The organism is Cystobacter fuscus DSM 2262, assembly GCF_000335475.2.
GTDB classification, from domain to species: Bacteria; Myxococcota; Myxococcia; order Myxococcales; family Myxococcaceae; genus Cystobacter; species Cystobacter fuscus.
Window position 1 is genome coordinate 42,248 of the sequence record NZ_ANAH02000014.1, and the last position, 13,029, is coordinate 55,276.

The 13,029-nt window shown below is 67.4% G+C and carries 10 protein-coding genes; 6 read left to right on the forward strand and 4 right to left on the reverse strand.

The genetic code is table 11. The annotated features are described in order from the left end of the window. Window positions 1–10: 10 nt before the first annotated feature. From D187_RS24075 to D187_RS24085, 3 genes are all read right to left on the reverse strand, one after another. Window positions 11–1,564 carry a serine/threonine protein kinase gene (locus D187_RS24075; RefSeq protein ID WP_043431331.1) on the reverse strand — a complete coding sequence of 518 codons (1,554 nt, stop codon included), beginning with the start codon at window positions 1,562–1,564 and terminating at the stop codon, window positions 11–13. A 93-nt stretch (window positions 1,565–1,657) separates the two neighbouring features. Further along, on the reverse strand, window positions 1,658–2,407 hold the full coding sequence (locus tag D187_RS24080) for an ABC transporter permease (protein WP_002623927.1): 750 nt from the start codon (window positions 2,405–2,407) through the stop codon (window positions 1,658–1,660). Window positions 2,408–2,418: 11 nt separating this feature from the next. Further along, window positions 2,419–3,396, reverse strand: coding sequence for an ABC transporter ATP-binding protein (locus D187_RS24085; RefSeq protein WP_002623928.1), 978 nt, complete (start codon window positions 3,394–3,396; stop codon window positions 2,419–2,421). Window positions 3,397–3,548: 152 nt separating this feature from the next. Between D187_RS24085 and ettA the strand changes: the two genes are divergently transcribed. The 3 genes from ettA (at window position 3,549) to D187_RS24100 (ending at window position 7,236) form a co-directional block, all read left to right on the forward strand. After that, a complete protein-coding gene (ettA, locus tag D187_RS24090) occupies window positions 3,549–5,228 on the forward strand; it encodes an energy-dependent translational throttle protein EttA (protein ID WP_002623929.1) in 1,680 nt (559 codons plus the stop codon). A gap of 78 nt (window positions 5,229–5,306) precedes the next feature. Then, entirely contained in the window at window positions 5,307–6,473 is a 1,167-nt protein-coding gene (locus D187_RS54065) for an AAA family ATPase (RefSeq protein ID WP_162159683.1), read from the forward strand. Window positions 6,474–6,633: 160 nt separating this feature from the next. Next, entirely contained in the window at window positions 6,634–7,236 is a 603-nt protein-coding gene (locus D187_RS24100) for a hypothetical protein (RefSeq protein ID WP_155893548.1), read from the forward strand. Window positions 7,237–7,595: 359 nt separating this feature from the next. Here D187_RS24100 and D187_RS24110 read toward each other — a convergent pair whose 3' ends face one another. Continuing rightward, window positions 7,596–8,822: an amidohydrolase family protein gene (locus D187_RS24110; RefSeq protein WP_002623932.1), complete on the reverse strand. Its 1,227-nt coding sequence runs from the start codon at window positions 8,820–8,822 to the stop codon at window positions 7,596–7,598. A gap of 203 nt (window positions 8,823–9,025) precedes the next feature. Between D187_RS24110 and D187_RS24115 the strand changes: the two genes are divergently transcribed. Genes D187_RS24115 through D187_RS24125 form a run of 3 tightly spaced genes read left to right on the forward strand, consistent with a single transcriptional unit; the run spans window position 9,026 to window position 13,008 of the window. Further along, complete coding sequence (locus tag D187_RS24115) at window positions 9,026–9,247, forward strand: hypothetical protein (protein ID WP_002623933.1); 222 nt, start codon at window positions 9,026–9,028, stop codon at window positions 9,245–9,247. Window positions 9,248–9,275: 28 nt separating this feature from the next. Further along, window positions 9,276–11,525, forward strand: a complete 2,250-nt coding sequence (locus D187_RS24120) for a TOMM precursor leader peptide-binding protein (RefSeq protein WP_002623934.1) — start codon at window positions 9,276–9,278, stop codon at window positions 11,523–11,525. A gap of 37 nt (window positions 11,526–11,562) precedes the next feature. Next, on the forward strand, window positions 11,563–13,008 hold the full coding sequence (locus D187_RS24125) for a SagB family peptide dehydrogenase (RefSeq protein ID WP_051256500.1): 1,446 nt from the start codon (window positions 11,563–11,565) through the stop codon (window positions 13,006–13,008). Window positions 13,009–13,029: the final 21 nt, after the last annotated feature.

The following is a 13,029-nucleotide window of genomic DNA, read 5'->3' on the forward strand; positions in this document are numbered from 1 at the left end:
CGCGTGGCGCTCAGCGGCCCAGCTTGATGTCGAGGGGGGGCGCGGACGTACCCCGGCGCGGGGGCTTCTGCGCCGCCTGCCGGGGGCGCAGCTTCACGGACAGCTCGGGGGCGTCTCCGGCGGACACCCGCCGCGATGTGGGCTCATACCCCTCCAGCGTCAGGGCCAGCGTCACCGGTGGCGCGTTCGGCTCCAGGGGCAGCTCCAGCGGCGTCTCGCCGTAGGGCGCCCCCTCCACCTCGACCCGCGCGCCCGCCGGCTCCGAGCGCACCGTGAGACTCACCGGCCGTGGCCGCGGCTCGGGAGGCACCGCGAGCGGCGGGGCCGAGGCCGTGATGGGCGGAGGCACCGGGGCGGGCTTCTCCTGGCGCAGGAGGATGACGGCGGCTCCGCCGACCAGCAGCGACACGCCCAGTCCCATCGCCGCCCAACCCCACCTCACGCGCCGCCGGGGCGCCTCGGGTGAGACGGTGCGCGTGACATACACCCGCTTGCCGGACTCGCCGGTGTGGGTGGTGGGCGTGAGGGGGGCGATCGTCAGGGACAGTGAGCGCGCGTCGCTGCCGCTGCGCGAGGTGTTGGACCGGGCGTCCAGGTCCGAGTCCTCGGTGAGCTGGTCCAGGGAGGCGGGGTTGGCCTCGTTGGCGATGCGCTCGGCGTACAGCTCCCGCAGCCAGGCGGACAGGTGCGCGCTGCTGGCGGACAGCCGGTTCTGGACGATGAAGTCCTCGATGGCCAGCCGGAACGCGCCGCAATCCGGAAAGCGCGCCTCGGGCGTGGGGCCCAGCGCCCGGAGCACGAGCGCGTCCAGCCCGGCGGGCAGCGCGGGGTTGAGCAGGGAGGGCGGGGGCACCTGGCAGTCGCGCACCAGCCGCAGCGTCATCAGATCCGACTCACCCTTGAAGAGCCGGTGGCCCGTGAGCAGCTCCCACAGCACCACCCCCAGGGCGAACAAGTCACTGCGCCCGTCCACGGGCCGGCCATCCGCCTGCTCGGGCGACATGTAGGGGTACTTGCCCTTGAGCACCCCGGTGGCCGTGGTCGAGGTGCTCCCGGCGGCCTTGGCCACGCCGAAGTCGATGACCTTCACGCCCCCATCGAAGCCCACCAGGATGTTCTGCGGCGACACGTCCCGATGCACCAGGTGGAGCAGCCGGCCCTCGGCGTCGCGCGCCTGGTGGGCGTAGTGCAACCCCGCGGACGCCTCCGCCACGATGCGCAGCGCCAGCCCCACCGGCACGGGGGTGCCTCGCGCCCGCGCGAACCTGTCCAGCCGCCGCACGTCCTCTCCCTGGACGTACTCCATGGCCAGGCAGTAGCGGCCCTCGACCTGCGCCCACTCGAGGAGGGTGATGAGGTTGGGGTGGCGCAGCCCCGCCACCAGGTGCGCCTCTTCCTGGAACATGGCCAGGAATTCCTCGTCCTCGGCCAGGTGGGGCAACACCCGCTTGATGACCACCAGCCGCTCGATCCCCCCACTGTGCTCGCGCGCCAGGAACACCTGCCCCATCCCGCCGGACGCTATCTTGCGCAGCAAATGGTATTTACCGAGGGGTACCGCCATGCTTCGCCAACATAGCGTGGCTTCCTAGAATCCGCGAACGCCCCCGCTCGCTCCTCGTACGGCGGAGCAAGGGGAGCGTCCACCACCGAGCCCTCAGGCCTTCAATTTGTAACCAGAGCGCAACGCCGCCCAGGCCAGGCCCGTCGCCACGAGCGCCACCCCCAGCAGGATGGCTCCCCCCCACAGCGGCGAGAAGCCACTGCTCCCCAGCATCCCGTAGCGCAGCCCCTCCACCATGTAGACGATGGGATTGAAAAGGCTTACGTGGTTCCAGGGCGTAGGCAGTTCGCGCACCGAGTAGAACACCCCGCCGAGGAAGGTGAGCGGGAGCATGACGAAGGTGGGGAAGAAGTTGATCTGCTCGAACTTCTCGGCCCACACCGCCGCGAGCACGCCCAGCACGCTGAAGGTGTAGGAGGACAGCAGCAGGAAGAGGAGCGTGGCGAGCGCGTGCGCCAACTGGAAGCCGGTGAAGAGCATGGCCACCGCCCAGGTGAGCAGGCCCACCAGCAACCCGCGCACCATGGCGCCCCCGATGAAGCCGGCCATCAGCTCCATCGGGCCCAGCGGCGCCGCGAGCAGGTCCACGATGGTGCCTTGAATCTTGTTGATGAAGAGCGACGAGGAGCTGTTGAGGAAGGCGTTGTTGGCCAGGCCCAGGAAGACGAGCCCCGGGACGATGAAGGCCAGGTAGGGCACCCCCTCCACCGCGTGGGCGCCCCGTCCGGACAGCGAGTAGCCGAAGACGAGGAAGTAGAGCGAGGTGCTGATGAGCGGTGAGAGGACGGTCTGGCCCGGCACGCGCATGAAGCGGCGGACCTCCTTCACCAACAGGGTCTTCATCCCAGTCGTGTTCATGGCGTGGCGGGGGGGAGGGCGTTGAGCGCGGCGGCGGCGCTGGCGGCGGGTTTGCCGCGGAGGATCTCGATGAGGATGTCTTCCAGGCGGGAGCTGCGCGTCTCCACGTTGCCCACCGGGAAGCCCTGCGTGTACAGCAGGCGCAGGACGTCATTGCCCGGCAGACCGCCCTCGCGCTCGGGGTAGGTGAGCGTGAGGCCGTCCGCGGAGAGCGTGGCGCCCGCCTGGCGCGCGGCCTCGGGGGGCGTGCTCACCGGCGCGGTGAAGGTGACGATGAGGTTCTTCTCGCCCAGGCGGCGCAACAGCGTCCTCTTGTCCTCCACGAGCAGCAGCTTGCCCTCGTTGATGACGCCCACCCGGTCGGCCAGCTCCTCTGCCTCCTCCAGGTAGTGCGTGGTGAGCACGATGGTGGTGCCCTCGGCGGCGAGCCGGCGCACGTAGTTCCACAGGTCGCGCCGCAGCTCCACGTCCACGCCCGCGGTGGGCTCGTCCAGGAAGACCAGCTTCGGCTTGTGCACCAGCGCCTTGGCGATGAGCAACCGGCGCTTCATGCCGCCCGAGAGCGCCCGGGTGATGGCGTCCGCCTTGTGGGACAGGTTGAGCGCGGCGAGCACCTCCTTCACCCGCGCCTCGTCCCGCGGCTGCCCGTAGTAGCCCTGCTGGATGTAGAGCGACTCGGCCACCGTGAAGAAGGGATCGAAGTTCACCTCCTGGGGCACGAGGCCGATCTGGTAGCGCGGCCGCACCGGGTCCTCGTCCAGGTCGTGCCCGAAGACGAGCACCTTGCCGCTCGTCTTCTTCACCAGCCCGCAGACCGAGCCGATGAGCGTCGTCTTGCCGGCACCATTGGGGCCGAGGAGGGCGAAGATCTCCCCGGGACGGATGCTGAGGGTGACATCGGAGAGGGCGGTGAGCTTGTTGTCGCCATAGGTCTTCGAGAGACCTCGGAGCTCGAGCGCGGGAGGCGAGGACATGATGGCAGGGGCTTTAGCACCCTGACCGAGCGTCCTGGCAGCGTTTTGATGTCGCTGGACGCCATGACCCCGCCGAGTGTCTTGCGCCCGCCGTGGCTCCTTAGTATCCGCCAGCGTCCCGTCACCCAGCCGCAAGAGAGCGAGAGAGCACGATGGCCCAGAACTTCATCTTCACCATGCAGGACTTGCGCAAGGTCAAGGGAGGCAAGGACATCCTCAAGGGCATCTACCTGTCCTTCTTCCCGGGCGCGAAGATCGGCGTCATCGGCCCCAACGGGTCCGGTAAGTCGACGCTGCTGCGCATCATGGCCGGCGTGGACAAGGAATTCTTCGGCGTGGCCAAGCCGGACCCCAGCGCGCGCGTGGGCTACCTGGCCCAGGAGCCGCAGCTCGACCCCACCCTGGACGTGAAGGGCAACGTGGAGCTGGGCCTCAAGCCCATCCGCGTGCTGCTCGACCGCTTCAACGAGGTGAGCGCGAAGTTCGCCGAGCCCATGGACGACGCCGCCATGGAGAAGCTGCTGGCCGAGCAGGGCCGGCTGCAGGACGCCATCGACGCGAGCAACGGCTGGGAGCTGGATCGCACCCTGGAGATGGCCATGGACGCACTGCGTCTGCCGCCCGGGGACGCGGACGTGAGCAAGCTGTCCGGTGGTGAGAAGCGCCGCGTGGCGCTCTGCCGCATCCTCCTGGAGAAGCCGGACCTGCTCCTGCTCGACGAGCCCACCAACCACCTGGACGCCGAGAGCGTGGCGTGGCTCGAGCAGGCGCTCAAGGAGTACAAGGGCACCATCGTCTGCATCACCCACGACCGCTACTTCCTCGACAACGTGGCCGAGTGGATCCTGGAGCTCGACCGCGGCGAGGGCGTGCCCTGGAAGGGCAACTACTCGAGCTGGCTGGAGCAGAAGCAGAAGCGGCTGGAGCTGGAGGAGAAGACGGAGAGCGCGCGGCAGAAGACGCTCAAGCGCGAGCTCGAGTGGGTGCGCGCCTCTCCGAAGGCGCGTCAGGCCAAGAGCAAGGCGCGCATCTCGGCGTACGAGCAGCTGCTCAACCAGTCGCAGGAGAAGCGCGACCCGACGGGCGAGGTGACGATTCCGCCCGGGCCGCAGCTGGGCGGGCTGGTGGTGGAGGCCAAGGGGCTGCGCAAGGCGTTCGGGGACCGGTTGCTCATCGACGACCTGAACTTCAAGCTGCCGCCGGGCGGCATCGTGGGCATCATCGGACCGAACGGCGCCGGCAAGACGACGCTCTTCCGGATGCTCACGGGCGCGGAGAAGCCGGACGGGGGCGAGCTGCGCATCGGCGAGACGGTGAAGCTGGCGTACGTGGACCAGAGCCGCGACGCGCTGAATGGGGACAAGAGCGTCTTCGAGGAGGTGAGCGGCGGGCTGGACTTCCTGGACCTGGGCCGGGCGGGACAGATGCCGAGCCGCGCGTACCTGGCGGGCTTCGCCTTCAAGGGGCAGGACCAGCAGAAGCGGGTGAAGGACCTGTCGGGCGGCGAGCGCAACCGGGTGCACCTGGCGAAGATGCTCAAGAGCGGCGGCAACGTGCTCTTGCTCGACGAGCCGACGAACGACCTGGACGTGGAGACGCTGCGCAGCCTGGAGGAGGCGCTGCTCAACTTCGCGGGCTGCGCGGTGGTCATCAGCCACGACCGCTGGTTCCTGGACCGCATCGCCACGCACATCCTGGCGTTCGAGGGCGACAGCCGGGCGTTCTTCTTCGAGGGCAACTTCGAGGACTACGAGGCGGACAAGAAGAAGCGCCTGGGCCCCGAGGCCCTGGAGCCGCACCGCATCCGCTACCGCCCGCTCACCAAGAGCTGAGCGGCGTGGGTGTCACGGCTCCTCTCCCGGATGGTGGAGGGGCCGGGTGGGCTGTTCGCTCCAGGTGGGAGGGTGGTCGTGATCCAGAAGGTCTCGTTCCGGAACTTCAAGGCGTACCGCTCGCTTGATTTGGAGCTGGAGCCGCTCACCGTGCTGGTGGGCCCCAATGCTTCCGGCAAGACGACGCTGTTGCAGGGACTGCATCTCGCGGCGAGCTTGGCCGGGAATCGAAAAGGTGTCTTGTCAGATCCGGTCGAGCGAAGTGCGCTGTCTTCGTACGGTTCAAAAGCGCCAACTGAATGGAGTCTGTCTGGAGTGTGGGGCGGTACGGCAGGGATTGTGCATGCCTCGGTCGAGCCCCTTGCGAAAGATGCCACAGTGACAGGTCAGTGGGCGGGTGTGAATTTTCAAGCCAAGATGGGCTTGGATGAACCTACAGCTGGACAGTTAGTACTTGGACGAATGTTTTCTCAGTCTCCTGGCGGTGAGGGGCCTCCGGATTTTCAGGACGCTTTGCTGTCGACGTCTATTCTCCGATTCGAGGCGCAAGCCCTTGCGAAAGCTTCTTACAGCGAGGAGCAGATACCTGAGATCGACGGACGTGGAGACGGTCTGGCATCGCTCCTGGCTTATTTGAAGTTGAGCCAGGATGAGGTGTTCGACGGCATTGAACAGGCGCTCAAGCAAATCGTGCCGTCGGTCCGTCGCATTCGGATTGAACGTGCTGCGGTCGAGCGAACCACGCTCAGGACCATTGCCTTGGATGAACAACGCCATCAGATTCCCGAGCAGCAGACCCTCTGGGGGAACAGGGTCGTTCTGGACATGAAGGGGGCCAAGGGCGTTGCCGCTGATTCCGCTGGCGAAGGCACCCTCATGGTGCTCGGGCTGCTCACCGTCTTGATGGGGCCGAGCAAGCCTCGGCTGGTTCTTCTGGATGATATCGAGCTGAATCTTCATCCCGTGGCGCAAGGCAAGCTCATCGAGACCCTGCGCACGCTCCAAAAGCGTGATCCTGAGCTGCAAATCATCGCGACCAGCCATTCACCTTTCATCCTGAACTACCTCAAGCCCGAGGAAGTCAGGATGACCTTCCTCGCGGAAAATGGCTTCGCCCGCTGTGAGAAGCTCACGGCCCACCCCGAGTTCGAGCGCTGGAAGGACCTCATGAGCCCCGGTGAGTTCTGGAGCACCGTGGGCGAGTCATGGATGGAGAGGGTGGAGACTCCGGCGGGCAATGAGTGAGGCCGCTCATGAGTTCGGAGTGGTATGCGAGGCCAGGGCCGACCGGGACTCCGCGTGCGCACTCGCGGATCGTGTACTTCTCGAGGAGGTGGATTGGCTCGCGCCCGAGACGCTGGACAGTTGCCGGAAGTGGAGGGGCCGCACATCGGAAGAGCCCTTCTTGAAGTGGGCTTCCGTGCGTGAGGAGTTCCAGCGCACGGGCATCAAGGGGATCTTCGGCAAGTTCAGCGGACAGCCTGGAGCACTCGATGCTCACGCCGCGCGGCGCGCGCTCCTGCTGCTGGCTTCGTCCGGGCAACGCCCTGATGCCGTGCTCCTGGTTCGTGACAGCGACGGGAAGCTTGAGCGCCGCTCCGGGCTCGAACAGGCGAGGGATTCGTATGAGTGGCCCTTCCCGGTCGTCATCGGCCTGGCCGAGCCCAAGCGCGAGTGCTGGGTCCTCGCGGGCTTCGAGCCCAGGACCGAGGATGAGAAGGCGCAACTCCAAAAGGAAGAGCGGAGGCTTTCATTCCACCCTGTTCGTGGCGCGCACAAACTGACTGCGAGTGAGCACGGCGCCAAGACGGATGCGAAGAAGGTCCTGGATGCACTGACACGAGGAGAGCCGGAGCGGGAGCGCGTGTGTCTGGAGGAGACTCCCCTGGGCACTCTGTCGACCCTTGGACGCGAAACGGGTCTCGCGGCCTATCTCCAGGACGTTCGTGAACGGCTTGTCCCTGTCCTGGGTGGCCACCGCGCACCCGGATCTCACTCGCCCCCGTGAGGAGTTCCTTCTCCGAGCAAGGCGTTCGCCTTCCTCTCGCGGGACTTCCAAACCCGGCTCTACAACCTTTCACCCCCAAGCTGTCCCGCGGGGAAGTAGGCCGGGGGCGGGGTCGCGCTATGGTCGCGGGGCGCGTCCTCCGCCCCGAACTGCGCAAGGCCCTCTCCGAGTACTTCTTCGTCCCCAACCTCCACGACCCCAACGCCGTCCTGCGCGCCATCGCCTACTTCACCTGGCGCCATGGCCGCACCGCATCCGCTACCGCCCGCTCACCAAGAGCTGAGCGGGGTAGGGGCCATGGCTCCTCTCCCGGAGGGGGGAGGGGCCGGGGGGGCGTGTCTGGAGTTGAGTCGGACGCTTCAGCTCCGCCCTTCGTAGAAGCGGCAGCCGTTGTCCCAGAGGACCCGTCTGGCGACCGCGGGAGTGAGCCGCTCCACGAGCAGGGCGCTGTCCTCGCGGATGCGGGGGGGATGATCGACGTGGGGGTAGTCCGAGCCGAAGAGGACGCACCCCTCGCCGACCATGTCGATGACCAGCTCGATTCCCGGCTCGCTCGCCTCGCAGGTGATGAAACATTGCCGCCGGAAGTAGTCCGATGGCTTCATCCGGACGTTGTCGCGGACCTCCCATTTCACGTCTGCGTATTTGGCGTCGAGGCGTGACAGCCAATAGGGAAGCCAACCACAGCCCGCCTCCAGGAACCCGACGCGAAGCCTGGGATGGCGTTCGAGCACGCCCCCCTCGATGAGCGCCAGCAGGGCCGTCATCTGCTCCAACGGGTGGGAGCAGACGTGCCTCGCGAAGTGCGTCTGGAAGCGCTCGCTCCCCAGCGTGGGCACCCGGGCGTGGGTTCCCTCATGCACGCCGACCGCCACGTCCAGCGCTTCACAGCGTGTCCAGAAGCGCTCGTAGGCGGGATCGCTCAACATCCGCCCCCGCACGGGATTGGGACGGAGCATCACGGCCTTCCAGCCCCAGGAGGCGATCCGCTCCAGCTCGGAGACCATCTGCTCCGGGTCATGCTGGCACAGCGCCCCCACCCCGCGCAGGAACTCCGGAGCATGGGCGCTGAACTCCCGGAGCCAGTCGTTGTACGCGCGCACCAGCGCCGCGGTCAGCGCCGGCTCCAACGAGTCCACGGCGAACAGGAAGAGCCCCTTCGTCGGGTACAGATAGGCACGCTCCACGCCCATGGCGCGCAGCGTGTCCACGTGCGAGGCCGCGTCATACCCCGCCAACATCTGCGGCAGATAGTGCACGAGCGCCTGCATGGCGCCGCGATGCCAGACACGCTGGGCCACGGGTCCCAGCAGCAGCTCGCCGTCGATCTCCATGTTGTGGAAGCCAGGGCTCGACAGGTCGAGCGCCCGCTGCACCGCCTCGGGGGAGAGCCCCTGCCTGGCACATGCATAATGGAAACGCGCCTGGTTCACGACGTCGCTCATCCCCTCCTCTCCCTGGGAGCGCCGAGCCTCGCGGAACGTGGGCGCGCGCGACTGGAAGGCGGGCTCCAGGTATTTGTTCCACAGGTCCAGGGGTTCAATCACGTGTGCTTCTGAATCCAGGATGGGCAGTTGAGATGCCATGACTTGAGTTTCCTCGACCGCACGCGAAAACAGCTCAAGTTTTCCCGCGTTGACAGGTAGGGGGAGGGCGTGGTTAGGTCGGGTCCTCTCGCGCTACCCTCTACGGTGGTCAGATGACGGATCGCAGCGTGTCGGATGCGAATGCATCCTGGAAGCGGACGTGGCCCAAGATCGTGGCGAGGGCATGGGCAGACGACGCTTTCATGGAACGGCTGAAGCGGGATCCGCTGAGTGTGGCCAAGGAGTATGACCTGCCCATCATCGAAGACGCCGCGTATCAGGTCGTCGTCTACGATAATCCCGCCTCGGTGATCTCCGTGGTTCTGAGCATTCCTCCGAAGCCGGGGGATCTGCAGGACGAGAGCCTGGAGACGCTTTCCTCGTACGCCGAGAGGACGAGCTGCGCCAACTCGAGCACGGCTTGAGGGTTGTCGCGGGTGGTATCCTCGCCGCATGGCTGTTCCTCGGATTCCTGTCTTCAGTCGACACCTCCAGGTCGAGTCCATCGAATCCGTCGGTGTCTTCCTGATCACCGATGAGGATGTCGTCTGGCTTGGCGGTGAGCTTTATCAGGCCCTGGTGCCCCTGGCCGATGGTCAGCGGTCACCGGAAGATATCGTCGCGGTGCTGGAGCCCCGCTACACGGCCGCGAAGGTGTATTACGCGCTGGAACGCCTGACACGGAAGGGTTGGCTCGTCGAGGCGGCTCCTGGAATCCCTCCCGAGGACGTCGAGTATTGGAATGGACTGGGAGTGGACGCCGCCAGCGGAGCCAGGGCCCTGGCTTCGTCGCGGGTGTCCCTGGTGCGGTCCGGGAACGCAACGCTCGACACGGTCCTGGAGGAGGCGCTCGAGGCGGCGGGCATCCCGCTCGTCGAGCATGGGGGTGGCCTCACCCTCGTCGTCACCGATGACTATTTGAATCCTTCCCTCGCGGCGCTGAACCAGCAGGCGCTGCGCTCCGGCGGGCCCTGGGTGCTGGCCCGGCTCACGGGCAAGGTGGCCTGGCTCGGCCCCTGTTTCGTGCCAGGGAAGACGGCGTGCTGGGAGTGTCTGGCCCAGCGCCTGCGCACCAACCGCCTCGTCCTCAAGTTCATCGAGGAGCGCCGCGGCCAAGGCTTCCTGTCCCAGCCAGGCCGTGGCTCCAGCGAGAGTTCCCTGCGCGCGGCGGCTTCCCTGTTGGCCATGGCCATGGTCCGAGGCCTCGTCACCGAGAAGAGTGGGCTCGAGGATGTGCTCGTCACGCTGGACACGAGGGCGCTCCAGACGGAGCACCACGCGGTGGTCCGCCGTCCGCAGTGCCCCGCGTGTGGCAATCCCAGACTCATGGAGGAGCGGCAGCTCCGCCCCTTCCAGCTCGAATCCCAGCGCAAGCGCTTCACCCAGGATGGGGGGCACCGACTCATCAGCCCCGAGGAGACGTTGCGCCTCCACCAACACCACGTCAGCCGGCTCACCGGGGTGGTCCAACAGCTCAAACCCATCCACACCGGAGAGGGCGAGCTCGCGCCCATCATCGACTCTGGCCCCAACTTCGCCCGTCGTAGCCAGGAATTGGAGCTGCTCAAACAGACGTTGCGGAACCGGAGCACTGGCAAGGGAAAGACGTGGGCCCAGGCCCGGGCCAGCGGGCTGTGCGAGGCCATCGAGCGCTACTGCGGCGTGTTCCAGGGAGATGAAGCCCGGCACTGGGACACGTTCCAGGGACTCGGGGAGGAGGCGCTCCATCCCCAGCCACTGCTCGGCTTCAGCGAGCGGCAGTACCGCCTCCGAGAGCAATGGAACGCCACGAGCGCCTCGCGCATCCACCAGGTTCCCCACCCCTTCGATGAGGGCCAGCGCGTGGAATGGTCGCCCGTGTGGTCCCTGACGCAGCGGAGGCGGCGCTACGTGCCCACGGCCTATTGTTATTACGGCTACTCGGACGGCGCTCCCGCCTTCTGCTGGGCGGACTCCAACGGGTGCGCCGCTGGCAACAGCCTGGAAGAGGCCATCCTCCAGGGCTTCCTCGAGCTGGCGGAGCGGGATGGGGTGGCCCTCTGGTGGTACAACCGGGTGCGCCGCCCGCTCGTTCGCCTGGAGGACTTCGACGAGCCGTACTTCCACGAGCTGGCCAGGTCCTACCAGCGCATGGGCCGCGAGTTCTGGGTCCTGGACCTCACGACCGATCTGGGCATCCCCACGTTCGCGGCCCTCTCGCGCGATATGACTCGTGCGCCCGAGCGGATCAGCATGGGCTTCGGCGCCCACCTGGAGGCCCGTCTCGGCATCCTCCGGGCGTTGACCGAGATGAACCAGTTCCTCCCGCTGCTGGAACTCTCGGCCGCGGGCGCTTCTCCTGGCGAGTCCGAGTTCACCCGGTGGCTCGAGACGGCCACCCTGGCCCAGCACCCGTATCTGGCTCCCTCGGAGGGGGCGCTCGCGGACACCGCCGCGTACCGGGCTCAACCCGGGAGCGAGGATCTTCGCGAGGACGTGGAGCACTGTGTCGAGAGGGCGCGGCGGCTCGGGCTGGAGACGCTGGTGCTCGACCAGACACGGCCTGATGTCGGTCTCTCGGTGGTCCGGGTCATCGTGCCCGGGTTGCGCCATATGTGGCCACGGCTGGGCCCCGGGCGTCTCCATGATGTCCCCGTGCGTCTGGGATGGCTGTCCCAGCCCACCCCCGAGGAGCAGCTCAATCCGGTGGGTATCTTCATCTGAATGCAGTCATCTGAATGCAGTCATCCGAGTGAAGGCCATGTCTGATTCCAGCTCCTCGTTCCTCCACGTTGCCTTCTCCGCTGGACTCCGCATCGAACAGGGCGAGGACGGTCCTCGGCTCTGGTCTCAGGATGAACCCCTCGCCCTGGGGGTCCTGCCACGGGCAATCTGGGATGCCTTCACATTGCTCGTGGGAGGGAGCGTTTCCGAGGAGGCACTCGTCGGGCAGGTGGAGCGGGCGGGAGGATTCCAGGCCGTGGTGTTCCTGCATGTCATCCTGGCGAAGCTCGCGCGGCGAGGCGCTCTTCGCTATCTCGTCCAGGGTCCCGTGGGAACACTCGCCACCCTGGAGCCGCTCTCTCCTCGGTTCGAGCTGTCGTCCCAGCCGCTGGCCTCGGTGCGGCGGCTCCGGCTCTCGCGCTTCGCGCATGTCCGGAGGGATGGAGAGGCGTTGGTCCTCGAGAGCCCTCGTGCTCATGGCCGGGTGGTGCTTGGCCATGCGGCCGCCCTGGCGCTCCTGGCCGGGCTCGCGATGCCCACGACGCCTGACGCCGCGGTGGAGCGGCTCGCTCCTCACGAAGTCCCCGCCGCCCTGACCCTGTTGGAACTCCTCTTCCGCACGGGCTTCGTCCTGGCCGCGGAGTCCGATGGGAGCACCGAGGAGGAGCGCCGCCCCGCCCTGGCCCTCTGGGAGTTTCACGATCTGCTCTTCCATGCGGGCTCCCGCCGACGGCTCTACGGGCGGCGCGTGGGCGGCACCTACCGTCTGGCGGGTACGGTCGCCCCGCTTCCCGCGGTCCCTCCTCCCTCCGAGCCGGCCATCGCGCTGCCCCGCCCGGATCTCGCGCTGCTGGCGCGGAGTGATCCACCCCTCGTCGAGGCCATGGAGCGCCGCCGCTCCCACCGGGAGCCTGGAGCGCGGGGCGTCACGCTCGCCCACCTGGGAGAGCTTCTGTTCCGGTGCGCGCGTGTGAGGCAGGTGCGTCCAGGCGAGCGCGATGAGGAGTCCAGTCGTCCCCATCCCTCCGGTGGCGCCCGCTATCCCCTGGAGACCTACGTCGTCGTGGGTCAGTGTGAGGGGCTGGAGCCCGGCCTCTATCATCATGATGCCGCCGGTCACCGGCTCGAGCAGCGCGGCGGGATGACTCCCACCGTGCGGGCCCTGCTGGCGGATGCCCAGGTGGGCTCGCATCCGCCGCGGGTGTTGTTGATCCTCGCGGCCCGGTTCGCACGGACTTCCTTCAAGTACGAGTCCATCGCCTACGCGCTCATCCTCAAGGAAGCGGGCGTCCTGCTCCAGTCCCTCTCACTGGCCGCCACGGCCATGGGACTCGCCGCCTGTGTGGTGGGGCGTGGTAACCCGGAACTTTTCGAGCACGCTGCCGCGACGGAGGGCGTGGCGGAGTCCTCGGTCGCGGAGTTCGCGATCCACGGATGTACTCCCGAGGGGCGGCCCTTGGCAGAGCCTCACTCCAGGCCCTAACGTCCGGCGCCGCCCAACAAC